The sequence below is a fragment of the Litorivivens lipolytica genome (assembly GCF_014191715.1).
Taxonomy (GTDB): Bacteria; Pseudomonadota; Gammaproteobacteria; order Pseudomonadales; family Spongiibacteraceae; genus Litorivivens; species Litorivivens lipolytica.
In genome coordinates this window covers 112,495-136,450 of sequence record NZ_JACHWY010000002.1, presented here as the reverse complement: position 1 = coordinate 136,450, position 23,956 = coordinate 112,495, and the positions used below count along the sequence as shown (strand labels likewise).

Genomic DNA, 23,956 nt, shown 5'->3' with positions numbered 1-23,956 from the left:
CTGAAGAAATTTAAGAACAAAACAACTTGGATTTTAAACAAGGCAGGTAGAAAGGTGGTTTACAACTTCGGTTTCACCGCAGGGAAGCGAGGAAAATGTGGCAGGACGCTGCAATAATGCCGACATAGCAGCGTTAATATTGCCATTCTCAAAATCTTCCAGCGACACTTCCTGTGACGGCGTATGTCGCTGAATCCAATCAATCAACGCGGCTTCTTCCGCCCAACGCGGACGGCGAACATAAAGCACGGACGTCTGATTGCGCCAAGCCTCACAAAAGCTGCCATAACCGGGTTTGGTGAGCAATATATCAACCGAGGCAAGCACATCAATAAACTTCATATTGAGCTGTCCGAAGGGCGTGATATTAGCTTCACCCTCGGTAATCTTTGCACTATCCGGCACAACCCAATGCGTTTTTTCGGGCAATACCCAGCGGTTGAGATCGAGCGTTTGCGTGATACCGCCCAATGACAGCAGCACAAAACGATGATCGTCTGGCACACCTAATCTACGGTGCAAGTCAAAGCGTTCACCTTCTCGCGCCAGCACATCGACCTGATGGAGGTTGTCGAGTTTTTTCATTCCCATGCCGGGCGTTACGCGAAGAAATGCCTCGGCATTGTTATAAACCTCACGAATTTCTTCGCACACGGCAGACATGGCGCTATCTTCTGTTTCATCAGAGTACAGCGCATCAAGAATGTCTGCCCAATTCAGGGAGCACATGGCGAAGGCGGGAATACCCAGTGATCGCGCTGCGCTTATCGGCGTGTGATCAACATTACTCAACAGCAACTCGGGATTAATTTCGCGCAGAATACTGGCGTAGCGTTTGCGGTGCTCATCGTAGTCCGAATGCCAATCAAGAAAAGCCTTCCTTGTTGCCGCCAGGTCCACTCGCAGGGCATCCTTCATCAGGATACTAACCTGCGCCGGCGCGTCGCATAGCTCGACCTCTTCACCGAGAAAATCCCGGAGTACATCGGGCATGATTTCGCTGATTACAACGACACGGCGGCCTGGAAAGCGACGCTGAATAGCGCGCACCACAGGTACACACTGCCCGAGGTGGCCGAAGCCATGGGCAGAGATGGCGATAACGATCGGTCGCAACACGCGAAGAATGCCTAATCAGGCTTGGCGACGACCGCGATACTCACTCGGATCCAAGTGGTGACGATGCAACAAGCGGTAAAATTCCGTGCGGTTTCGCTTCGCGAGGTTGGATGCTTTGGAAACATTACCTTGGGTAATGTTCAGCAGCTCCGCCAGATACTCACGCTCGAAATTGTCACGCGCTTCGGCAAAGGACGGGATCTCACCCGAATCCATTTTCAGTGCATTTTGAACCAACTGTGCGGGTATCACCTGCGTGCTGGATAGCACCGTCGTCTGCTCAACAATATTCTGGAGTTGGCGGACGTTACCGGGCCAGGCAGCCGATACAAGAATCTCAAGGGCTTCGGCTGAAAAACGTTTTGGATTCTGACCTTTGCTCTGCGCCTGTTCGCGCAGAAAATGATTCGCCAGTAGAGGAATATCGTCACGACGCTCGCGCAATGGCGGTAGCGTTAGCTGAACCACGTTCAGCCGGTAATACAAATCCTTGCGGAAGTTCTGCTCTTCGACTTCCTTTTCCAGATCAAAGTGAGTAGCCGAGATAATACGTACGTCAATCGGCACCGAGGTCGTTGAACCCACGGGGCGAACTTCCCGCTCCTGCAAGACACGCAGCAATTTGGCCTGGAAGCCTAGCGGCATGTCGCCCACCTCATCAAGGAAGAGTGTACCGCCGTAAGCCGCCTGAAACAGACCGTCGTGGTTTTTGGTTGCCCCGGTAAAGGCGCCCTTACTGTGACCAAACAGCTCGGATTCAAGCAAGGATTCCGGCACAGCACTGCAGTTAATGGCAAGGAAGGGTTTGTCAGCGCGCTCACTGGCATCGTGAATCGAACGCGCCAGCAATTCCTTACCTGTACCGCTTTCGCTTTGTATCAGCACACTGGTATCGCTGCGCGCGACCATGCGCGCCTGGGCGAGGACTTCTTTCATCAGCGGGCTGCGAGTTACGATACGCGCACAGAAACCATCAGAGCTTTCCTCGTCGGTATCGCCGTGAGCCTGCAGTGCGCTATTGATTTCGCTGATCAGCTCGGCACTGTCAAAGGGCTTGGTCAGGTAAGCAAAAGCCCCTCGACGGGTTGCCTCCAGCGCATGGGGAATAGAACCGTGTGCAGTCAACATAATCACCGGCAGACTGGGACGATTGGCTTTGACGTATTCGAATACCGCCATGCCATCGATATCGTCCATGCGCAGGTCTGTGACCACCACCTGCGGCTGAAAGCTGTCCAGCATGGCCAGCCCCTTCCGGCCACCATCGGCACTGGCCACATCAAAGCCATCAGACTTGAGGCGCATCGAGACCAGTTTCAGCAGGTCTTTATCGTCATCAATCAACAGTACTCGTTTACTCATAGTAACCCTGTTTTACTCTATCTGATTCAAATCCGTGTCCGTAACCGGCCGTCAGCCGGTCACTCGTATCCGTTCCCCGGGTGGTTCATATGAAGCTCGATAGACTTCAGTTCTTCGAGCTTCTTCCGGGCGTCGGCGGTTTGGACCCTCGCATTGGTCAATTGGTTCTGCAGACGCTGCCATTCCAGGTTAATACTCAGCAGCATGCGGGCAAATGCGACATAGTCACGCTCAAAAAAAGCAAAACCCCGATCATCGAGATAATCCCGCAACAAGGATTCGGATTCTCGAAAGCGATTCATGGCCTGATCATCGCTGCCATTCATAAGCAGAATGGCGAGGCGCATGCGCGCGCTGGCACTGCCACCGCTACCATAATATGAGCGCGCCGCATTCATCTCTCGCCGGTAAGCCTCGTCGTCCAGTTTCGAGACTTGCGTGTTGTAATCCATCAAGCCCATCAGCGTGTCCGGCGGCTTATCGAAAGCGCCCTGACGAGCACCACCCTGTGTCGAGCATCCTGCGACAAGCAAGGTGATAAGGAGGATGCGAACGTACGTTCCTATGTACATGTTTCAGCTCCATTTGCGTTGGTATTCGCCGTGAATTTATTGGCTACAGGCAGGCTTAACTGCAAGTGGGCCCCATGACTGCTTGGCAAAACAATAAGATCTCCCTGATGTAGTCGTGCGTACAATCTGGCAATGGCTAAACCCAAACCCGTCCCCTTTAGGTGACCGCTAGAGGGCGCACTGCCTTGATAAAAAGGTTGAAATATCTGTTCAACTTCTGTCGGGTGAACACCGGGCCCCTGATCATGAATATCGAGCTGCCAACGGCCGTTCTGCTCAGTTTGAATAATCTGAATGCAGCCGCCTTCCGGCGAGAATTTCACTGCATTGGAAATCAGGTTGTCGACAATGGCGTGGAGTTTTTCCTTGTCTGCAAAAACTTTCCGGTCATCAAAACGCAGATCAACTGTCAGCCCTTTGCTGCGAATTACCAGTTGATGGCAGTCAATAATGGATCGCACTAGGCGTTCTGCGGACAACCGTTTGAGTTCCAGCTCTGCACGCGGTTCGTCATTGACACTGAACGCCAGCAAATCTTCTATGCGCCGCTGCAACTGCAGGCTGCTGCTTTCCAAAATATCGACTACCTCTTTTTGCTGCTCATTCAATTGCCCTACCACATCACCGTTAAGCAGGCTGGCACCTTCGCGAATACTCGCGAGCGGTGTTTTCAGTTCGTGTGATATATGCTGCAAAAAGAGGCGTTTTTGATCCGCCAACTCACGAAGCCGCTGACGCAACCACTCCAGCCTTGAGCCGAGTGCTCTAATATCGTCAGGGCCATGAACTCGAATCTCTTCGTCAACGTCATTGCTGCCCAGGCGACGAATACTCCGATCGAGTTCTTTCATCGGGCGGCTGACCCGGTAGATGATGAGCAAGCCCAAGCCTATGGCAACGGGCAGCACCATAAAGGACTGCCATAATAAGACCTGCTGCGCCTCAGTCGCGTAGTTATGAAGCTGCTGTATGCGCTCGCGAATTACCTCGCCATTGCGGTCAACCAGCCAGCGAATGATTTCTCGCATTTCCGCAAAGCGCTGCAGTGAATTGATCGCCAGACTGCTGTTGGGCGGCTCCTGCGTAAGAACGTCGTGCAGTTCAGATTCGATCGCGAGTAACTGCTCGATTTTATCGAGCACCGCCTCGTCACTTTCAACTGCAATAAGTTCGCTCGCGGAATGCCTGAATTCTGTATGCAACTGCTGGTAGGTCGTCAGCAGTTTGGTATCACCCACTACCTGGTAGACCCGGGCATTGCGCTCCATACCCAGCAGATAATCGCCCAGCATCCGGCTCAGCTTGACAGACTGTGTACCGTCGAGCACCGCATCCTGACTATCAACCGCCAGCTGCTGAACATAGTGCGCGGCGCTGCCAACAGCGAGCAGAAGCGGCAATAAAACCAACGCGATCCCCAAGGCCACCCAATGGATAACCTTGCGCGGATAGAACCGGGCAAGGCCACGCCGTCGGGCGGCGCTGAACCGGGGCCGCGCCCGCTCTGCGCCATTGTGGTGTTGTGGCAGTGTGCTATCCATTTCAAAAGCGGGTGCGTCACTTCACCCTTCCCTTGTTCGTTCAGTTGTGTGCTGTCAGTTGTCGTGAATATTCACCTTACTGGTGCCCACTACCGATGGGCTTAGCAACAACACCGGGACGTCTAAAGTCGTTCCCCTAGTAAACTAAGCGCATTCCACGGCGGAACCTGCGGTTCGAATTCCAAGCCGTGAACAGCGACACCCCGGGTCCAGCCCCAGACAGAAACCCCTCTGAAATACGGGCTCTGTCGAGCACCACTCTTATCGATGGCGTCGAGTGCTGCACGCAAATAGGCGTCTTGGGTGGGGACGTCGGAAGCGCCACCCGGTGCTCTGCTACAAGCCCCACCACGGCAGTAGGCATGCTCGTGAACCGTCGCTGACGCGGGTACACCGAGCTGAAACATTACGTTTGATTTGGCAGACCATTTTGCCATTTGTTTCGCGTGACGCTCGGCCCGTTTTTGGTATTCCGTCACAGAGAGCGCATGGCCGGGGGGACCTGACCCCAAGTCATAAAGCGGTGCAATAAAATAGCCGTTGTTAAATTGTGTGAGTATTTCACGAATATTTCTTGCTGCAGGCCCTTCCGGGTTTAGCTGATTTGATGAAGCAAACACCGAGAAAAAACGCCCCCTGGGAAATTGGTCGGTTTTACAGTTTACTGCCCCCTCCCTCAAGGTCGCCGGTACGGTGCCTGCAAAGTTCTCGGCAATGCGCTGATAGAAATAGAACTGGCCATTCTTCTGGCTGACATTGAAAGGCTCAATATCAAATTGCACGCCGGCCACATTCGGATCGGCACAGACCTTTCGCGACACCTTGTCGGCGAAGGCGCGGGCGAGCTCCCTTGGCAGTTCATTGAAGCCCTTCATACTGCCTTCGTATTCACCAGTGATCGCGCCGTCAATCACCGGCACCACCATGACCGGACCACCCGCCAGCGAAGCCTCGATTTTTGAAGCATAGGCGCGCACGGTTGCCTCACCGTCTGCGCCATGCAGTCGCTTGTCGGCATTCAGCGGATAAATCGCAATGAGGTCCTCCAGCCGGCACTGGGTAGCGTCCCGGTCAGGGCAATACATTTCCAGACTGCCCGCATAGGTATAAATCAGGCGAATCTTGTGACCGCCTTTCGCGTTGCGGTTGTAGTTGTTCAGCCCCGTCGCAAAGTAGCCGGGATCATAGCGCCTGGGCTCACCGGGACGGTTGGTCACGTCGTAGACCCAAGCCGCGTGCGCTTCCGGAACAATACTTTCCTCTGCGCGCGCTTCCGCACGCTCATTTGCAACAGGGTCACCTGCCGCCGCAGGCGCACAAAGCTGGGCAGCGAACAACACGGTAAAACAGCGGGCCATTCGACCCGCCAGGAGATTGAAGGAAATCTGCCGCATCGTTCACTCCACCGTTACGGATTTAGCCAGGTTACGCGGTTGATCCACGTTGGTACCGCGATACAGCGCGGCGTGATAGGCCAGCAATTGGAGAGGCAGCGTGTAAACGATAGGAGAAATCAGGCCACCGGATTTTGGCACGGTCAGCACCCGTTCGCTGGTGCCGTCGCGATAGCCCGCGCCTTCATCAGCGATCACAATCAGTTGCCCGCCACGCGCGCGCACTTCTGCCAGATTAGATTTCATTTTTGCCAGCAACGGGTTGTAGGGCGCCAGCGCCACGACCGGCACCTGGGAATCGACCAGCGCCAACGGGCCGTGCTTCAATTCACCCGCCGCATAAGCCTCCGCACTCATGTAGGTGATTTCTTTCAACTTAAGCGCTCCCTCCATGGCAATCGGGTACATCTGTCCGCGGCCCAGGAACAAGGCATAGTTCCGCTCAGCGATACCCTCCGCCAATTCGGCGATCTGATTGTCGAGGCTGTAGACACGACGCACCTGCTCAGGCGCTCGGCGCAACATATCAATCAACGCCAATTCACGGTGCTGGCTGAGCCCTTGATAGCGCGCCAGCAATACGGCCAGCAGCGACATATTCATCAGCTGGGTGGTGAAGGCCTTGGTGGAAGCCACGCCAATTTCGGGCCCGGCCTGGGTCAGGAATACCAATTGGGATTCACGCACCAGCGAGCTCTCCGGCACGTTACAGATAGCCAGCGTCGCTTGATAGGGCTGACGTTTGGCAAAACGCAGGGCAGCCAGCGTATCGGCGGTTTCTCCCGATTGCGAGAGCGTAACAAAGAGGGTTTTCGGTTTTACCACGACTCTGCGGTAGCGATATTCACTGGCCAACTCGACCTTACAGGTGACGCCGCACAGCGATTCGAGCGTATAGCTGGCTACCATCCCGGCGTGATAACTCGTCCCACAGGCCACGATGTGAACGTGTTCAATATCCTTTAACAGTTCAGCCGCGTTATCACCCAGTGCAGCCTCATTGACCAGTCCGTTTTTAAGCGCAGGTAATAGTGTCCGCTCCAGTACGGTGTCCTGTTCAAAAATTTCTTTTTGCATAAAGTGGTCATAGATGCCCTTGGTGGCATCAACCTGACTCTGATGAGACTGGCTGAGCTCTCGGACAACCACCGCACCGTTCTCATCAACAATATTCACCGACTCGGCACTGACTTCAGCCACATCACCGTCTTCCAGTGAAATATAGTGTCGGGTTATCGGCAGCAGTGCCGTCACGTCGGAAGCAATATAAGCCTCACCATCCGCGACACCAATCAACAGCGGGCTGCCGCGACGTGCAGCAATCAGCTCGTGATCGTTGTGCGCGCTTATCACCGCCAGCGCAAAAGTCCCTTCCAGACGACGCGTTGCCTTCAATACCGCCTGCTGCAAGGACGGCTCAGTCTGGTGATAGCTATGAATCAGGTGAGCGACAACTTCTGTGTCGGTTTGAGATTCAAATTCATAACCGGCAGCGATCAGTTCATCGCGCAGGGCATCATGATTCTCAATGATGCCGTTATGTACAACAGCAATCTCACCGCGCGAAAGATGCGGGTGGGCATTGCGCTCCGAAGGCTCACCGTGTGTCGCCCAGCGGGTATGCCCGATACCCAGGTTACCTGACAACCGCTGCTCACTGAGCCGCTGGGTCAGAGCTTCCACATTACCCAGCGCACGCGCGCTTTTTAGACCGACGCCATTGAGCGCCGCAACGCCAGCGGAGTCATAACCTCGGTATTCAAGACGGCGTAGCCCCTCCAACAGTGAAGGCACTACATCGTGCTTGGCAATTGCTGCAACTAATCCACACATACACTCTCTCCAATATCAGTTGTGATTGCGACGCGCCCTTTTGATGAAGAACGGCGATCGCGATTTGCGTTGATTCCTGGAGTGCGATTTTGCAAGGGCTGTGCCAGCCCACGGCTTATGTCGGAGGGCTGTTACTATTTCACAGCCCGACCGTTATTAACGCGGTTTAGGGAGCTGTTTAGGCATTGAGCGGAAATAAAATTGTGACGCAGATAAAAGGCTTTATTTCTGGAGACGCTGTTCGCTACTTACTCTGTCTCTTAATGACGACTTGAATTCGTCATCGTGTATCAATTCCTGCACATCGGTTTCGTGCACAGCAATTTTTTCGTCTGGCTTTAGAAGACACAACAGGCTGTCGATCTCCTCACACAAATTGAGGTTGTCGAGCAAGAGGCGTTTTTTAATACTCAAGTGTTTTCGGGTATTCGTTGCCACACGCACACGGCTGCGCATCTCGCGCGACACACGAATGACCTCGGAAATATTTTCCGGAGTTGCCAGAGAACGAAACAACGCATCAGCACGCTGCCTGGCCTGCTCGTAGTCAGCCATCGCTGCGCGGCGCTTGGCTTCCAGCTCCTCAGCTCTGCGCAACATCGCGCGACGCCGGAACAGGCCCCGCAACAAAGGCAAGGCCTGTATCTCTGCGTTGTGGCGATCGACTTCCGCAGCAACTTGGTAGAGTCGGTCGGCAGATTGACTCACCTCCATGCGAGCTCGCTGCAGGTCTTCACCGCCAACGTGGCTTAACGCCGTCACCAGTTTTCGACGTCGGGTATCCTTGTGCGGATTACGTTGCACGGGCTTTAGCGCTGCAGACTGATCGTCGACGACAGCCAGCAATTCCTTCATGGCCTCTGCTTCGCTGTGCAGTGCTGTGCGCAATTGTGCTACAGAGACTTGCGCATGATGTTCTTTCCCGCAAGCACCCTTAACACCCGAACCACCCTTCATTCTTTCCCCACTCCTGAGTCTCTATTGAATTTATCCGCCGACGCGAACTTTTTAAGTCTATTGAAATTACCAGTGCAAATTCCGGGCCCTTTTCGCAGCGGCGCAGTCCTTGGTTTGTAGATTTTTTAACACCGAAAAGTGCCCCCCCGAAGGTCGATTGTGGCGACGACACAGGGGCCTGTCGCAGTCAGGCAACATTTTATTTTTCTTGCACAGCAAGCACTTAGCGAATGCCCCCTGAGGAGCTGTTGCTACCCTGCGACAACCTGCCCCCGCTTTGTCACCGCAGTCACTCAGCAAACTTCGACAGGCCTGCTAAGAGGCCTGTTTTTACGAGGTTTTTTACAGATGGCACAGCTCTTGCCATAGAGCCAAGCAAAAGGATTGGAAAGCCGCAGAAGCGGTTAGCCATTTGTACAACCCTTCGCCTCGGAGGCGAAACAAATGAGTGGGGATAGACACGTGAACAGCAAACAACCGAAAAAGACCCAACCCGGAATGGCAAAAGCGCAACCGCGCAAGCGGCGCCTAGTCGCAGCGATCACCGCACTTAGCGTCACGCTGACGCCGATGACGGCTTTCGCTCAAGAAGCTGTGTCAGACGCGAGCGCAGACGCTGCCATTCAAAATCAGACTCTGTCAGAACCCGCCCAGCAGTGGTTGAACTTTATCAGTCAACTACGCCATCTATCACAGCAGTCCTACCGCACCAATGCGGAAGAACTTGAGCTGCGCGCTCGCGAAGCCGCGCTGGCATCCGAGCGCGGGGATCTCGGCCTAAACCTGACCGCCAGCTACGCCGAATACCCCGATGGTCTCGGCGGCAACATCAATAACGGCACAGGCACCGACGATAGTCTTGAGCAGTACTCCGATGTACGACTGAACTATCGACTACTCGACCAGTTGCTGCGCAAGGGTTCGCGCGTCGATGCGGCGAAAGCTCGCCTGCGCCAGGCCGAATATCGCGTGTCGGAGCAGAATGGCCAAGCAGCAACGGAGCTCGCGCGCGGATCCGCAATAGCCTGGGCCGAGAAACATCAGTACCACGCACTTTCACAGGCGCTGGATGCGATTCAGGCCGCCAAAAAAAAGCTGAAGCTCTCCGCCGAGGCGTCGATGCCGGAAATTACCGAGGCGACACTTGCGAACGAGGCGGAGGCTCTTATCCTGCACAACGAAATTACCAGCGCGTTCGACAGTCTTTCACCTTTTGAGCCCTCGGCGCCCCGTCCTCCCATGGACTACACCGTACTGCCCCAACGCGCACCCGGTAGTGATGACATCGTACGCCTGGCGAATAACGCGCCGCAGGCAAAAATTCTCGAGCTGGAAGCCGAAGCCCTGCAGGAAGATGCCGAATCCTATCGCGGCAATGGCATCAATCTCGATCTCTACGCCGGTCAGGTATTTCAAAGCCGGGGCGTCAACGGCAGTGACCGGGAAGATGGCCCGCAGATGGGGGCCGTGCTGACCATTCCACTGGGCGCCAGCGATTACTACGAAGGCAAAGCCCTGCGTTACCAAGCCGAAGCACGTCGTCGCGAGGCGGCCGATGCTTTGTTGGAACGCCAACGCGAACTGATTGACCTTCGCAACCAGTGGAGTCAGTCCGTCGCCGCCCTGAGCCGCGCAACTGAGCGGATGCGTCAGCAAAGCCGAATTCTCGAGCAAATGCGAACCCGCGCGTCGCAACCGGGCTCCGGCCGGGCACCTCACCCCTGGCAGATTGATGTCGAAACCGCCCGCTTCTGGCTGCGCGTCGCCGATACCTGGCGCGAACGCGGCGAGTGGCTGGCCAATGTTCTGACTTGGGCTGTTAATGAGCCCGATTATCTGGCCGGCAATTTCCGCGAAAGCAATCTGGCAAGCGAGAACGCAATTTGCGCTCCGCTGTATGAATGTTAAGGAGAAAACCATGGTTTCAGTACTGCGGAACAACACCACATCGTTAGCCGAAAGCCACACCCTCAATTACGAGTTGATTGAGCTCAAGGAATTTGACCGGGTTACCGACGAAGCCTCCGCTGTTCGCTCGATCTTCGGTGCCCCGGTGCTCGATAAAGCAATTGATCGACGGACACTGCCGCTGGTGATTACCGGCTATGACAAGCACAAGATCCTCCAGCTGGTGCGCGATACCCGCGCCCACCCGGAAAATTGTTTGCGGCCTATTGCTGTGATCGGCCTGGCGGATCACGCGTCAGATCCCTTACTCGAGCAGCTCACCGACGGGATACTACCGCCGCGCCCCGATAGCGAGCAGCTGAAGGAAATGTCCCTTACTCTGTCGATGCTCTATCGACAGTTGCGCGCGGTTAAGCCGGCGGCGGACGACCGGCCGCTGACGCTGCTGCAGTATCTCTACACCCGGGGTAGCAAACTGGAGCCGCTGGTCTCACCCGACGAGCATCAGGCCTACAGTTTCCCACTCGCGGAAATCATCCTCGGCGGTGGCGCCGGTGATGTGCGGGAACTGATGGATGATATGGCACGCCATACGGTGGTCAGCGTCAAACATGTAGACCGCATTTTCACCTGCCCTGACTGCAGTAGTTACCGGGTATGCGCAAAGGAGCTGTGCCCGGAATGCAACTCCACCAACCTGGAAGCCCAGGAATCCATTCACCACTTTCGCTGTGGCTATGTCGCCCCGGAAGCGGAGTTCATGGTGACCGGCCGCCCTCGCTGCCCGAAATGTCATGGCGATGTTCAGCATATCGGCGTTGAGTACAACCGGCCCGGTCAATTTGTCGTCTGCGGCGACTGCAACTTCTGGGCGACCGAACCGGTACTGCAGGCCTGGTGTGCTGCCTGCAATACCTACCACTCGCCGGCGGACCTGCGACCTGTGAATATCAGCAGCTACTCGCTGACGCAGAATGCCATGACGGTCGCCCGAACCGGCACCTGGAATCCCCAGCAGGCGGCCTTGCAAGATAGCGCACCGGCTAAACCAAAGAAGCCAAGACCTGCTGGCCGCAAGCGCTCCAAAGCCATGGATGCGATTGCGCGCGTGGTACTCAAGGTTGCTGACGACAATGACAACCCGACCACCATCTACAGCGCGTGCCTGTCATCGCCGGGAGAGGATGCCGACGAAGAACTGCAAACCGCGCGCATGGTCATCCAGCAAGTGGCCAGCGAATCCCTGCTCTGCGTTGAGCGCCGCAACGATGAATTAATGATCGTGCTGCACGATTCACCGGAGCGCCGGACGCCTACCTGCCGGCAGCTGGAAAAAGCAGTTTTGCGCGAAGCCGGTATCGATCTGTCGATCAGTGAAGTGGAGGATAACGATGCCCCCATCGTCGCTGATCAAGCCGATCGCTACGCCTGAAGGTGAAGAGCATGCTTAACGAACTCTCCATCACCTTCAATCAGTTCTGGCAAAGTTGCTGGGCACTGGTGGAATCGCTCACCTTGTGGGAGCTGGCCCTGATTATGTGGCCCTTTGTATTCCTGTCGGTGCCACGCTACATGCTGTCAGAGCTGATCGTGCTGGCGATGATCTTCAGGCCCGAGCCGCCGGAGAAAGTCCGTTTCCGACAGTATCTGGCCCACAAGCAACCGCTGGTTTCGATTCTTCTGCCCGGCTACAACGAGGCGGAAACGCTGGAAACCACCGTGCTTTCACTGCGTGAACAATCCTACCCCAATCTGGAAATCATCGTCGTAAACGACGGTTCGTCAGACGGGATGGACGAGATCGGCAGACGGCTGGCGAGACGCGGCTGGGTACGCTACTTCGAACACCGCCAGCGCGGTGGCAAGTCGTCAGCAGAAAACTTTGCCGCCAATGCCGCCCGCGGTGAATATATGGTGATCTGCGATGCGGACTCCACCTTTGACCGGGATTCCGTGTGGCACCTGCTGGTGGAATTCTATGACCCGGAAGTTCAGGCCGTCGCCGGTAATCTGCGCGTGCGCAACGCCAACACTAATCTGCTGACGCGCTGCCAGGCGATCCAGTATCTGTTTGGCATCGGTGTCGGCCGCCGCGCCTCAGCAGCCGCAGGGACACTGTCGATTGTATCGGGCGCCTTTGGCGCGCTGCGCAGCTCAGTCGTCAGACAGATTGGCGGCTGGGAAGCAGGCCCCGGCGAAGACGGCGACCTGACCACAAAGATCTGTCTCGCCGGTGGCAAAATTGGCTTTGCACCCAAGGCCATGTGCATGACCGATGCGCCGGATATGTGGTGGGCGTATTTCCGTCAGCAGCTGCGCTGGAACCGCAGTGTGGTTCGCTTCCGGATTCGAAAATACCGCGGCATCTTCAATCCGTTTAGCCGCACCTTCAACACTCGCAACCTGCTCGGCGCGTTGGACGAAGTGATTTTTGAAGTCATCTTCGCCATCTCGCTGCCGATCTATGTGGCCTGGATGTTGATGAACCACGCCGACATGCTCTGGCAGGTAACCTTTCTGGTCACCGTGCTTTATGTCTTTGTGAATATCTTTCACTACCTGATCGCACTAGCCGTCAGCGAACGGCCGCACCTGGATATACCGATGCTCCCCTACCTGCCGCTCTACGGATTCTTCACCGGGGTTTATTTGCGCACCGTGCGCCTGATCGCTTACGCCGATGAGTATGTATTCAAACGCTCGTATTGGGAAACCTACGTCCCCGAGTACGTACAGGAACAATCAAGGAAGTATGACTCATGGTAAACCGACACAATGCTTTGCAAAAACACGACCACACTTCGCAACCTGCACCGAAGCCCGCGTCCGGTGGAGGAGCGCCGAGCCACCCCTGGCGTCAATGGTATTCCAGCGCTCAAGGGCCGGACTCACTGCCACTGGAAGTCGCGCAACCCAAGAAACCGCAGTGGGGTCGCTATATTTACCTCGCGATTATCGGCTGCATCGTCGGTCTGGTACTGCGCGAAATTTACACCGGACTGTTCTGGTTTAACGCGCAGGGTGCCATCAGTGGTCGCCAGTACAATGTCTCCCCGTCACAAACGGTGACGATAGACGAAGTACTGATATCGCCGTCCGAAGAAGTGAAGGCCGGTCAACCGCTGGTTAAACTGAATTCACCGGAACTCGTGCAGGCACTGGCGCGCAACGAAGCAGAAATTGCCCGCATGCAGGCCGATATGGTGGAAAGTACCTCGCGTATTTCGTCGAACCGCGAAGAACTCCGCGCCCGTATCACCTCGCTGCGCGCCCAGCAGGAATCGCTGGAAAGTAAGTCGCGCACCGAGATCGAACGCATCAATGCCATGCGTCGACTGGTAGCGGCAGGGGCCGTATCCCGGGGCAGCCTGCAGGAACTGGAAATGCAGCACTCGGAAACTTGGTCTGATTACCAGCGCGTGAAAGCAGAGCTGGAGGCGGCCTACCGGCAAAGCTCGGCACTGGCCGAATCCCAATCCGACCCTGCCCAGCAGGCCATGCCTGAAAACCGACTGGCCTCCCTGACCAAATTGCGCGAGAGCATCCAGAATCAACTTAACAGTCTGGAACTGCGCGCGCCTTCAGATGGCGTAGTCGCTAACGTTCGCGTTTCACGCGGCGATGTGCTCAAGGCCGGTGAACCTGCGGTCATTATGCTGGAGCAGGATGATTCCCGCGCCTTTCTATTCTTCCCGCCCTCAGCGCAGGGCAAGTTGAAAGTCGGCCAGGTGGTGCCTGCGCACACCTCCGCCGGCGTCGATTATCCACTGCGGATAGAAAAAATTTATCCGCGCATGGAGAGTCGCTCGGCTCAATCTTACAGCGAGTTGAACGCGCCGGATAATGCATCTCTGGTTGCCGAAGCGGTGCCGGCTGACGGCGGTGAATTCCCCGATGCGCTGAACTCGGGCACGCCTATCTATGGCCGGGTACCGCGCTGGTCTCTTGCCGAGGATATCGAGAAAGCCGTCGCTGCGGTCGGCGAATTCTTTAACGGAGAGTCGACCAGAAAATCACCGGAGGGTGACGAGCAGGCGAGTGCAATTACCGCCGTTCAATGAGCCGTATAGCAAGAAGCCAGACACCGAGTGCTTGTCAAAACCTCGGTGCTTTCTTGTCGGGATGATCTCAGCGGATCGACTACGCACAGTGGCGCTGGCCTGTTCACTCGGGCTGGCGCCTTTTTCTTTCGCTGCTGATATCGATCGTCACATTCGCGAGCACGACAACGGTCTGCGCAGTCTCAATCTGTCGCGGCCGGATCGCGCCAATGCCCTGATCGGGATTCAGATCAACGCCGGCAGTTTTCAAGACGCACTTCCTTCTCGCAATACCATCCCCGGTCTGGCGCATCTTGCGGAGCATGTCTTTCTTCGACAAACCATCCGCGACGAAGGCCGCGAAATTTTGGAGTTGCGAGATTATCTGGCCTTGAACGGAGGGCGCGTCACCGCAAAGACAGGCCACAACACCACCTACTTTATTTTTGAGATCCAACACCGTGCCGCACCGCATTTATTACGTGCCTTGGCGCGATTGATACGCCAACCTCAATTCAGTACCGCGATCATCGCGTCCGAAATCAGCGCCGTCGACGATGAGTTTGGCTTTCTCAAAACCAAGGCGCACTGGCTATTGCAGGATGCGCTAAAAGCCGCAACGGTCGACGGCCACCCTTTTCGACACAACGGCGCCGGCAATCGCGAAAGTTTTTCACCCTATTCACTCGACTACCTACAAAGCGCCCTGCAAGCATTTTTCAGCCGATACTATCGAGCAGCCAATCTAAGTCTGATCTACGTCAGTCCGGAAAATCGCACCACCCAGAACAAGCACATTGCGCTGAGTTTCGGTTCGCTACCCTCGCTACCCGCCAGCAACACAGCGGAACCTGAAATCTTCTCGCCCGATACGCTACCTCGCAGATTGCGGGTTCAAGCACCCGTGTCATCACCGCAATTTACACTGCTGCTACCACTCCAGGGCGCTTCACGTAAAACTGGGGAAAACCTGATCGATTATCTGCGCTATTGGACACAGGCTACCGGCGCCGGCAGTTGGCAACAGCAATTGGCGGACACCGGACTGTTCCGGCAGGTGGCATTGAGCCGCGGTATTGCAACCGGCGATCAGGCCACCCTGAGTTTGCACTGGGTACCCAGCGCTCAGGGCTTAAACAGCCCTGAGCTTACCCGCGATACACTGCTACAAGCCCTGTACACTCTAGCCAAGCAGGCGCGCAACCCGGCCATTGCGGATCACTTCAAGGTTAGGCGGCAAGAACAAGGGGCTCAAAGCCCAAACTATATTGAAAGCGATCACGTGTATCAGTGGCTGCAAAAAATCAGCCAAGCCGATGGCACAGCAAGCGTGGCGCTACCCGATGATAGATTTTTCAGCTTGCTCGAGAAACGCCGCTGGCTACTGATTGAACTGCTGCCCACACTCGACAGCTCTCATCGCTCCCCCTTGTTTTCGGTGCCGTGGCAATTGCTGCCTCTGCCCGATCTTTCGACGACCAATCCACTCCCGCTGAGCGCGTTCACGCCTCCGGTAAAACTGAAGGAAACTCGCACCCTGCCCCAACTTTCATCTTCAGTCAGCAGACCGGAGAAAATTTTCAGCGAAGGCTCTCTGGAGATCTGGCACGCGGCCTCTACTCATCCTAACGAGCAAATCATGCTGCACCTGTCACTGGATATCCCGGAGTTTAATCTAAGTCAGAATGATAGAGCGCTGGCCGAACTCTGGCTGAGCGCGCTGAAAATAACCACCCGGGACTTTCCCGGTCGTCGCTGGACGCGACACCCAAACGGCATGCGAGTCGAATTGCGCGGCTCCATCGCAACCCTGCAACAGCAGCTCGCCAGCATCAGCGAAGACCTTCAGACCGCGCTCACCGAAGCGGAATTTGAATCCTTGAAAACACGACTCATCGATGACTGGCGGCAAACACCTGATTATCGCTTTGCGTTTGAAGCGCTAGTGGATCAACTACGCGTTGCTTTGCAGCCAGAACACGATAGTCGCACTGATCGCATTGCAGCACTCGACACCAGCGTGCACTCGGATTGGCTGACATTGCAGCAGCAATCGCTCGCGGGCTTGCGAGCAACACTGTTTGTTTATGGCGCAGATCGCGACAGCGCGCATCGGTTAAGCCAGAGTCTCGAACTGCCGCTGGCGGCGACGGCAATAGAACAGGAACGCCCCGGCAGCCCGTCAGAAAGCCTTATTCCTAGCCAAGGCCTGCAACGCACGGAGCTATTCAGCGACGCCAATGCCTTGTTACGTTATCACCCTGCTGTGCGTCAGTCGGCCAGTGATGAGGCTCGCTACCAATTGCTGCTGCCACTGTTGAAACGACAATACTTTGCCCGCCTGCGCGAACAACAACAGTTGGCCTACGGCGTCACCGTTGTGCCGGTTGAACTCGACCAGCATCAGGGCCTGGCGCTGATCGCCCAATCCGCCACAAGCTCGCCCGATACGCTGCACCAGGCCACGGAGCAGTTTCTGAAGGATTTTCCCCAGTGGCTAAACACTTTGCCTGAGGCGCAACTTGTCCAGGTAAAGTCCCAGCTTCTTACTGAGTTGGATAGCGCAGCATTGCGCGGAGAGAAACTCGCAGAACACTATTGGTCAGAGATCACCCGCCAGCGCATCGCCGTAGAGTACTCGGGCTCTGGCTGGAATGACAAAGTACAACGTGCGGTGAATGCCCTGCAGGCAGAAGACCTCAGCCAGTATTTTCAATCAATCTTTCTAAACAGAGAGCAGGAGGGATTGATTTTGGAAGGCTGGCCCCGGCGAGGGAACCAGCCTGAGGTTTACTCCTCCGAGGCAAAAAAGCGGTGACGGCGCAGGTGTGGGGATAGCCTCGGAGGTTTGCCGCCACCGCTTGGAAACACAAGGGCGCCTCTGATTAATTCGGCAATGGCTCAGCGGAGCCTCTGGCGCGCACTGGCAATGAGCAGCGCGAAGGTCAAGGGTGGCTCTCCTTGACGAGTGTTGCGACGCCGTCCAGGCTGCGCCAGAGGCCCGCCCTTCGGGGCTTTGCGTTGATCCGCCTGGCCGCGTTGCGATCACTTGAAAGGCAGCCAGCCTTCCTGCGCGACCGCGCCTTGCCAGTCGAATCAACGCATAGCCTGAGTTATCGCCGAATTAATCACAGGTGCCCTAGCGCTGGATGGTTTCAAACTCGTTGAATTCATCCGCGCTCAAGTGACCGTCGGTGTTCTTGTCGAGCTCACCGAAAGACATCGCCACATCTGCACTAGACTCCGCTTCCTGAGGGCTGATCAGCTGGTCTCGGTTTGCATCCAGCGCGTTAAACATGCCCGCATTTTGACCGGCAGGCTGTTGCGACTCGTCTTTCTTCGCATCCTCGCCCTTGTCGAACAGTCCGGCAGTGGCGCCCATGGCTCCAACCAGCAGAAAGGGGGCTATCGTTGCAATTACCGTTTTGGTTTTCATAACAGTCTCCTGTTCACTCATAGTCTTGCGAGATAGCCCGGCGCACTGCCGAGCTGCCTCTCCAAGCGTCTTATTACAAAGACTGTGCCAGAATTATTTATTCTTATTTTTCAATCAGTTATGAAACAACCCGTCATGTATTCCCGCATTTCTGTCACCAAACTCCGACAGCAATACTCACACTCCATAGAAAAACCATTAATTTCAATTAGTTAAGTTTGTCGCCCAGCACGAACAAGCGTTTAGCTCAAGCGACAGCGGGCCGTTGAATTCCCCTGAAACGCGGGGCAAACTTGGACGGCGATGCCACAGGAGGGATAAAAACACATGGCGCTGACGCTGGAAGACAGACTGGAAATTCGCGAACTGCTGGCGCGCTATGCCCACGCCCTCGACTACCACAATCTCCCCGCCATGAGGGATATCTGGACCGACGACTGCCGTTTTCAGGCCGACGAGCCCGAGGTCAATATCAGTGGCGTGGATGCCCTTATCGACTTTTTCAAAGACACGGTGGCGGCGGTGCCCCATGCCCGACACCTGATCGACAACCTCTACATTGAGGGCGGTGCCAGCGAGGCGCTATGCCATGCCTATCTCAGTATTGTGGACGCGGAAGAAAAGACCCTGCTGGGTTTCGGTCGCTACCGCGATGAAGTGGTCAGAACTGCTTCGGGCTGGCGCATTCGGAGTCGTGTCTTCACGGCGGGTTAAGGCTTTAAATTTCAGTCGGGGCAGCGGCAGACCAGATGCACGTAGCGCCCGAGTTGCCAGTAGGGCTCACGATTCCCGAACTGCCATTCCACCGCCATCACATCCTCCAGCGACCGCTCGGCGCGCACTGCACGGGGCATGAAATCCAGTGCAAAACGCATGCTGCGGCGACTGCAGACCTCCAATCCCAGCTGTTCAAGGACGGTTACCAATCGAGCTGGCTCCTGCGGCGAGGGCGGGGTAAAACTGCCTGACTCCCCGGCAAACTTTTCCGCAGCCACCTTGCGCAGGTTGCCCTTGATCATATTATTGATGGCGATGGCGTGTACGTTGTAAACCAGCAGCGAGAGATAGCCTCCCGGCTGCAGGGCCGATGCCATCGCGGCTACGGCCTCCAGGGGCTCGGCAAGCCATTCCAACACGGCGTGGCAGACAATCAGGTCGTATTGGCGGGCTTGTGAAAGATGTTGCTGCAGGGTTTCCTGGCGACAATCCACGGCCTCGGGTAGCGCAGCGCGGGCCAGTGCCAACATGTCTTCGGCAGGCTCAGAAAGAACGATGCGATGACCGAGCTTCGCCAGTCGCTGGCTGATCTGACCGAGGCCACCCCCGGCATCCCAGCAATCTAACGCTCCCTGTTGCAGCGGCAACTGCTCCAGCATATCTCGCCAGACCAGTTCCAGTCGCAACTCGCCCTTGGCCGAGCCGTAAATCCGCTCCCGAAAGCGTTCTGCCCGTCCGCTGAAGACGTGATCACCCGTCATAAACTGCTCTGCCCTGACCTCCCGTAAAACAAGGCGCAGGATACCCGAAAAGCAAAAAGCCCAGGCGAAAAAAAACCGGGGGCTCCCCGGTTTTGAGCTGTCGACTTTGACCCGTGCCGAACCGACCCTTAGCGCGTCGAATCCTTCAACGCGCCCCCATCCCTGAGGAGTCGCCCTATCCGGCTTGCGAGTCTGAGGGCCTTCCTTAGCCCGAGAATGATTATCACTTGGCGCTATTTTGGGAAATATAGGAAATATTCCCGCCGATTTGTACGATATTTCTTACACGGAGCGTGTTGCCAGCCCGCCATTATTTTGCTGGAGGCTTGGGGCGGGGAATCGTGCGGATATCGCCAATCAGGCTGTAGTCGTCACCACCCAGTCGAGCGATCGGGTCCAGCGCCTTGGCATCCACCTGCAGCCGCCCATCGGTTTCGCGAGCAATGTCGTCACTCAGATAAATCTGTTTCACCAGACCATAGATGATGGCTTGGGCACCAATCTCATGATGTTCGTAGAGCTCACAGGCATAGGCCACCCGGCAGTCACTGATTCGAGGCAGGGCAAAGTCGCCAAAAGGAGTCGTCTGCAAGCCACTGGCTGCCAGCTCGGATTCACCGTGGGGCAAGACCATACTGCTCTGGGTGACCTGCTCCATCATCTCGCGGTGGGCGATGTGTACCACAAAGTGCTTGCGCTCAAGGATATTCAAGCGCGTATCCTTGATATCGCCATCCGGCTTTTTGCCGATAGAGAGCATGACCAGCGGGGGCTTGGAACACACTCCGCTGAAGTAGGAAAATGGCGCCAGATTCAGGCTGTCGTCACCATTGTCAGACAATACCCAGGCCACCGGCCGCGGGATCAGCGTCTGAATCATCGTGAAATAAATGCGGTTGGGTGACAGGTCTTGCAGGTCAATCAGCATGAGTAAGCCGCGTTTCGATCAAGCGTTGAGGTCGGGAATGATGCGCGCGCGCAGGCGTTCAATGCAGTCTTTTATATAGAGCTTTTCTTTTTTCAGGCGCCGCATTTCCAGCTGGTTGTGGATCGGGTGTTCAGACAGGCTTTCAATCTTCAGATCCAGCTCCCGGTGCATAACACGCAATTCCGCCAATCGGGCACGGATCTCCTTGTGGTCCAGTTCTTCTATCATCGGCTAGACTCAAAAGCCTCGGGTTATTTGCGCGGTTAAAGATTGAACGGCCCATAGTAAATCGAATGCGATGCCGACAAAAGGGCTGGCAGCGGCACTGATCTAAATAATCACCAAATTATGGCAAATGGCGCCATTGTCCGACTCGACGCCCTGACCAATACTGTGCCCTGATCCGAATGACCAGAAACCGTATTAGCGGAAACAAAACAGGGAGACACCATCATGCGTTCCGAACTCTGCGACAAACTGGGTATTGAACACCCGATCTTTGCCTTCACCCACTGCCGCGACGTGGTGGTTGCGGTGAGCAAGGCCGGCGGCATTGGCGTGCTGGGCGCGGTAGGTTTTACCCCCGAGCAGCTCAAGGAAGAACTGGACTGGATTGACGCCCATATTGGCGACAAGCCCTACGGCGTAGATATTGTTATTCCCCAGAAGTACGAGGGCATGGGTGACATGTCACCGGAAGAGCTGGAGAAGCAGCTGACCGCGATGGTGCCCCAGGAACACATCGACTTCGCCCAGAAGCTGCTGGCCGATCACGGTGTACCCGAGTGGGAAGATGGCACCAAGACAATGGGTCTGCTGGGCTGGACCGAAGCCACCGCAACCCCCCTGCTGGAAGAAGCCCTGACCCGCGACAAGTGCGTGATGATCGCCAACGCACTGGGCACGCCGCCCGCAGACAAGGTCAAAATGATTCAGGACAGCGGCCGTCTGGTTGGCGCCCTGTGTGGCAAAGTGAAACAAGTGAAATCTCACGTCGAAGCCGGCCTCGACTTTATCGTCGCCCAAGGTGGTGAAGGCGGCGGCCACACTGGTGACGTCGGCTCCATCGTCTTCTGGCCGCAGGCAGTTGCCGCTGCCGAAGGCACGCCGGTACTGGCGGCGGGTGGTATCGGTACCGGTCAGCAGATGCTGGCTGCGATGGCTCTGGGCTGCGCCGGGGTATGGACTGGTTCTCTGTGGCTGACCGTTGAAGAAGCTCACGCTGAGCCCGCCCAGAAAGAAAGCCTGCTGAAAGCCAGCAGTGAAGACACCGTGCGTTCACGCTCCTGGACCGGCAAGCCCTGCCGTATGCTGAAAAACGACTGGACCGAGGCTTGGGAAGCACCGGAAAACCCGAAACCGCTCGGTATGCCGCTGCAGGGTCTGGTGTCCAGTGACGGCATTCGCCGTACTGCCAAGTACGCCGGTGTAGCTGACACTCAGAAAGTGGCCTTTAACCCGGTAGGTCAGGTGGTTGGTCAGATCAACTCGGTGGAATCTACTCGCGGTGTGATGATGCGCCTGTTGTCTGAATACGCCGACGCCTATGAGAAAGTGACGGCTCAGCTGGAAGGCTGATTCAACAAACCCCTCTCCCTTCAGGAGAGGGGTTCTTTCTTTAACGCCCCCTATTTCTCACATTCCTCCGAGCTTTACCGGCTGCAACAACGCCGCCGACTCCACCATCCGTTTCAGATCCGTGTGATCATCCTGCTGTAAATTCAACGTACTGGTCATGGCCAGTAGTTGTGCCCAGTCGAAATCTGCCAGATAGGGTGACTGTCGCAGCTTTTCCGCAAAACCTGCCGCCAATACCGCAGCACTGACACCGTCGCTATGCTGCAAATCCCGACGATAGACGACGTGATCCTTGCGCACACTGGCTCCCCCCTCAGGTGACTTGTAGCGCAGTTTGATCAGCGCCAGTTCATTTTGGTTTTTATCTACCGTGCGAGCATCGCCGTAGCGCCGCTCATCAATAAAACGATATTCGCTGTCTGCGAGAGTGATTTCATACAAGGCCGTGACGGTATGCCCGGCGCCAATATCGCCCGCATCTTTGGCGTCGTTATTAAAATCCGCGTGCGCCAGTTGGCGGTTGTTATAGCCGATGAGCCGATACTCGGAGACCACCGCCGGATTGAACTCCACCTGCAGTTTGACGTCTTTGGCCAAGGTGTAGGCGGTACCTTTCAAGCCACTCACCAACACCCGGCGGGCCTCGCGAAAACTGTCGAGGTAGTAGTAATTGCCATCGCCATTGTTTGCCAGCGGCTCCAGCTGGGCATCAATATAGTTGCCACGACCGACGCCTAACACCGTCAGGTAAATCCCCGCATCACGCTGGCGCTCAATCATCTCGACTAGGGCCTCGCCGCGCAGGCCCACATTCACATCACCGTCGGTGGCCAGAATGACCCGGTTATTACCGCCTTTGATAAAGGCCTGCCGCGCCAATTGATAGGCGCGTTGAATACCATCACTGGCGTTGGTAGAACCGCCGGCACTGAGGCTCTGCAAAGCCTGCAAAATACGGTGTTTTTCTTTCACTTCAGTGGGCTCAAGCACCGTGCGTGAACCGGACGCGTAGGTAACGAGCGCGACCGTATCACTGGGCTTGAGCCGATCCAGCATCACACTGAAGGCGCGCTTGAGCAGACCGATGCGATCCTCGCCCTGCATGGAACCGGAGGCATCTATCAGGAACACGTAGTTGCTGTCCGGCAGCTCCGCCTGCTCAGGCTCCCACGCATTAAGCCGCACCTGTAGCAGGCGCGTATTCGCATTCCAGGGCGTTTTCATCAGCCGCGTTTCCATGGCCAGTGGCTGACTCGCACTTAACCCCGGCAGCGGTTCGTAGGTTAGCGCATTGATCAGCTCTTCCGTACGCACCGCGTCCACCGGCGGCAGACGCCCTTCATTCAGGTAGCGGAGAACCACACTGAAAGAGGCCGTATCCACATCCACCGAAAAGGTCGAGAAGGGATCATCGCTCACGCGCTTGACCGGATTGTCGACGGTTGCCGAATAAGTATCGCGGGTTTCAACGACATAAGAAGGCTGAGGCATTATCCGGTAACTGCCGCTGGCCATGTCGACCACCGGCGCCATCTGCTGCTTAGCGGTAAGAAGCTGCTGTTCCCGCTCAGCCTTTAGAACCCGCTTTTCTTCCGCTACAACTTCCTGCCGCTGGGGCGGTGAGGCTTGGGACAGGATGGTGTTGTCGACCGCCTCGTCACGACTGACAGAACAGGCGGCAATGGCCAAAGCCAGCGCCGTTACAGTGAATACGTTTTTCATACCGGTATCTCCGCGTGGGGTTGATACCGGTTGTGACGGACAAGCTTCGGTTTTAGAACAAAATTAAACCGTCAGCGCCCTTCGCCTT

General features: G+C 56.1%; 19 protein-coding genes. 7 read left to right on the top strand and 12 right to left on the bottom strand.

From position 1 onward, the window contains the following. Positions 1–33: 33 nt before the first annotated feature. From FHR99_RS09085 to FHR99_RS09055, 7 genes are all read right to left on the bottom strand, one after another. A complete protein-coding gene (locus FHR99_RS09085; RefSeq protein WP_183410340.1) occupies positions 34–1,119 on the bottom strand; it encodes a hypothetical protein in 1,086 nt (361 codons plus the stop codon). Positions 1,120–1,134: 15 nt separating this feature from the next. Next, positions 1,135–2,481: a sigma 54-interacting transcriptional regulator gene (locus FHR99_RS09080; protein WP_183410339.1), complete on the bottom strand. Its 1,347-nt coding sequence runs from the start codon at positions 2,479–2,481 to the stop codon at positions 1,135–1,137. A 59-nt stretch (positions 2,482–2,540) separates the two neighbouring features. Continuing rightward, a complete protein-coding gene (locus tag FHR99_RS09075) occupies positions 2,541–3,053 on the bottom strand; it encodes a hypothetical protein (protein WP_183410338.1) in 513 nt (170 codons plus the stop codon). Continuing rightward, complete coding sequence (locus FHR99_RS09070; protein WP_183410337.1) at positions 3,044–4,594, bottom strand: sensor histidine kinase; 1,551 nt, start codon at positions 4,592–4,594, stop codon at positions 3,044–3,046. Before FHR99_RS09070 ends, FHR99_RS09075 begins: the two co-directional genes overlap by 10 nt. Positions 4,595–4,716: 122 nt before the next feature. After that, positions 4,717–5,988: a hypothetical protein gene (locus FHR99_RS09065; RefSeq protein ID WP_183410336.1), complete on the bottom strand. Its 1,272-nt coding sequence runs from the start codon at positions 5,986–5,988 to the stop codon at positions 4,717–4,719. A gap of 3 nt (positions 5,989–5,991) precedes the next feature. Next, the gene (gene glmS, locus FHR99_RS09060) at positions 5,992–7,821 is read right to left on the bottom strand and encodes a glutamine--fructose-6-phosphate transaminase (isomerizing) (RefSeq protein WP_183410335.1); all 1,830 of its coding nucleotides are present in this window, start codon (positions 7,819–7,821) and stop codon (positions 5,992–5,994) included. Positions 7,822–8,043: 222 nt separating this feature from the next. Beyond that, a complete protein-coding gene (locus FHR99_RS09055) occupies positions 8,044–8,778 on the bottom strand; it encodes a hypothetical protein (RefSeq protein ID WP_183410334.1) in 735 nt (244 codons plus the stop codon). A gap of 462 nt (positions 8,779–9,240) precedes the next feature. Here FHR99_RS09055 and FHR99_RS09050 point away from each other — a divergent pair, with 462 nt between their 5' ends. From FHR99_RS09050 to FHR99_RS09030, 5 genes are all read left to right on the top strand, one after another. Further along, positions 9,241–10,686, top strand: a complete 1,446-nt coding sequence (locus FHR99_RS09050; protein WP_183410333.1) for a TolC family protein — start codon at positions 9,241–9,243, stop codon at positions 10,684–10,686. A gap of 10 nt (positions 10,687–10,696) precedes the next feature. Next, positions 10,697–12,118 (top strand): TackOD1 domain-containing metal-binding protein, encoded by a 1,422-nt coding sequence (locus tag FHR99_RS09045; RefSeq protein ID WP_183410332.1) that lies wholly within the window; start codon positions 10,697–10,699, stop codon positions 12,116–12,118. An 11-nt stretch (positions 12,119–12,129) separates the two neighbouring features. Next, positions 12,130–13,452, top strand: a complete 1,323-nt coding sequence (locus FHR99_RS09040; protein WP_183410331.1) for a glycosyltransferase family 2 protein — start codon at positions 12,130–12,132, stop codon at positions 13,450–13,452. Then, positions 13,446–14,747: an HlyD family secretion protein gene (locus tag FHR99_RS09035; RefSeq protein ID WP_183410330.1), complete on the top strand. Its 1,302-nt coding sequence runs from the start codon at positions 13,446–13,448 to the stop codon at positions 14,745–14,747. Before FHR99_RS09040 ends, FHR99_RS09035 begins: the two co-directional genes overlap by 7 nt. A gap of 61 nt (positions 14,748–14,808) precedes the next feature. After that, complete coding sequence (locus tag FHR99_RS09030; protein WP_183410329.1) at positions 14,809–17,544, top strand: insulinase family protein; 2,736 nt, start codon at positions 14,809–14,811, stop codon at positions 17,542–17,544. Between the two features lie 321 nt (positions 17,545–17,865). Here the strand turns inward: FHR99_RS09030 and FHR99_RS09025 are convergent, their stop codons facing one another. Next, positions 17,866–18,162, bottom strand: a complete 297-nt coding sequence (locus FHR99_RS09025) for an EF-hand domain-containing protein (protein ID WP_183410328.1) — start codon at positions 18,160–18,162, stop codon at positions 17,866–17,868. A gap of 327 nt (positions 18,163–18,489) precedes the next feature. Between FHR99_RS09025 and FHR99_RS09020 the strand changes: the two genes are divergently transcribed. Then, on the top strand, positions 18,490–18,876 hold the full coding sequence (locus FHR99_RS09020; RefSeq protein WP_183410327.1) for a nuclear transport factor 2 family protein: 387 nt from the start codon (positions 18,490–18,492) through the stop codon (positions 18,874–18,876). 11 nt (positions 18,877–18,887) lie between these two features. Here FHR99_RS09020 and FHR99_RS09015 read toward each other — a convergent pair whose 3' ends face one another. The 3 genes from FHR99_RS09015 to FHR99_RS09005 form a co-directional block, all read right to left on the bottom strand. Next, the gene (locus FHR99_RS09015; RefSeq protein WP_183410326.1) at positions 18,888–19,640 is read right to left on the bottom strand and encodes a methyltransferase domain-containing protein; all 753 of its coding nucleotides are present in this window, start codon (positions 19,638–19,640) and stop codon (positions 18,888–18,890) included. Between the two features lie 310 nt (positions 19,641–19,950). Then, the gene (locus FHR99_RS09010; RefSeq protein ID WP_183410325.1) at positions 19,951–20,568 is read right to left on the bottom strand and encodes a flavin reductase family protein; all 618 of its coding nucleotides are present in this window, start codon (positions 20,566–20,568) and stop codon (positions 19,951–19,953) included. An 18-nt stretch (positions 20,569–20,586) separates the two neighbouring features. Beyond that, positions 20,587–20,796: a YdcH family protein gene (locus FHR99_RS09005; RefSeq protein ID WP_183410324.1), complete on the bottom strand. Its 210-nt coding sequence runs from the start codon at positions 20,794–20,796 to the stop codon at positions 20,587–20,589. Positions 20,797–21,021: 225 nt separating this feature from the next. On the opposite strand from FHR99_RS09005, the gene FHR99_RS09000 reads away from it, so the two are divergent. Continuing rightward, positions 21,022–22,146, top strand: coding sequence for a nitronate monooxygenase (locus FHR99_RS09000; protein WP_183410323.1), 1,125 nt, complete (start codon positions 21,022–21,024; stop codon positions 22,144–22,146). Between the two features lie 57 nt (positions 22,147–22,203). Here the strand turns inward: FHR99_RS09000 and FHR99_RS08995 are convergent, their stop codons facing one another. Beyond that, on the bottom strand, positions 22,204–23,868 hold the full coding sequence (locus tag FHR99_RS08995; RefSeq protein ID WP_183410322.1) for a vWA domain-containing protein: 1,665 nt from the start codon (positions 23,866–23,868) through the stop codon (positions 22,204–22,206). Between the last annotated feature and the right edge of the window lie 88 nt (positions 23,869–23,956).

Coding starts and splice junctions, on each gene's coding strand:
- FHR99_RS09000 (WP_183410323.1), top strand. CDS start 21,022: ATGCGTTCCGAACTCTGCGACAAACTGGGTATTGAACACCCGATCTTT.
- FHR99_RS09025 (WP_183410328.1), bottom strand. CDS start 18,162: ATGAAAACCAAAACGGTAATTGCAACGATAGCCCCCTTTCTGCTGGTT.
- FHR99_RS09015 (WP_183410326.1), bottom strand. CDS start 19,640: ATGACGGGTGATCACGTCTTCAGCGGACGGGCAGAACGCTTTCGGGAG.
- FHR99_RS09020 (WP_183410327.1), top strand. CDS start 18,490: ATGGCGCTGACGCTGGAAGACAGACTGGAAATTCGCGAACTGCTGGCG.
- FHR99_RS09075 (WP_183410338.1), bottom strand. CDS start 3,053: ATGTACATAGGAACGTACGTTCGCATCCTCCTTATCACCTTGCTTGTC.
- FHR99_RS09070 (WP_183410337.1), bottom strand. CDS start 4,594: ATGGATAGCACACTGCCACAACACCACAATGGCGCAGAGCGGGCGCGG.
- FHR99_RS09030 (WP_183410329.1), top strand. CDS start 14,809: ATGATCTCAGCGGATCGACTACGCACAGTGGCGCTGGCCTGTTCACTC.
- FHR99_RS09055 (WP_183410334.1), bottom strand. CDS start 8,778: ATGAAGGGTGGTTCGGGTGTTAAGGGTGCTTGCGGGAAAGAACATCAT.
- FHR99_RS09045 (WP_183410332.1), top strand. CDS start 10,697: ATGGTTTCAGTACTGCGGAACAACACCACATCGTTAGCCGAAAGCCAC.
- FHR99_RS09005 (WP_183410324.1), bottom strand. CDS start 20,796: ATGATAGAAGAACTGGACCACAAGGAGATCCGTGCCCGATTGGCGGAA.
- FHR99_RS09080 (WP_183410339.1), bottom strand. CDS start 2,481: ATGAGTAAACGAGTACTGTTGATTGATGACGATAAAGACCTGCTGAAA.
- glmS (WP_183410335.1), bottom strand. CDS start 7,821: ATGTGTGGATTAGTTGCAGCAATTGCCAAGCACGATGTAGTGCCTTCA.
- FHR99_RS09010 (WP_183410325.1), bottom strand. CDS start 20,568: ATGCTGATTGACCTGCAAGACCTGTCACCCAACCGCATTTATTTCACG.
- FHR99_RS08995 (WP_183410322.1), bottom strand. CDS start 23,868: ATGAAAAACGTATTCACTGTAACGGCGCTGGCTTTGGCCATTGCCGCC.
- FHR99_RS09065 (WP_183410336.1), bottom strand. CDS start 5,988: ATGCGGCAGATTTCCTTCAATCTCCTGGCGGGTCGAATGGCCCGCTGT.
- FHR99_RS09035 (WP_183410330.1), top strand. CDS start 13,446: ATGGTAAACCGACACAATGCTTTGCAAAAACACGACCACACTTCGCAA.
- FHR99_RS09040 (WP_183410331.1), top strand. CDS start 12,130: ATGCTTAACGAACTCTCCATCACCTTCAATCAGTTCTGGCAAAGTTGC.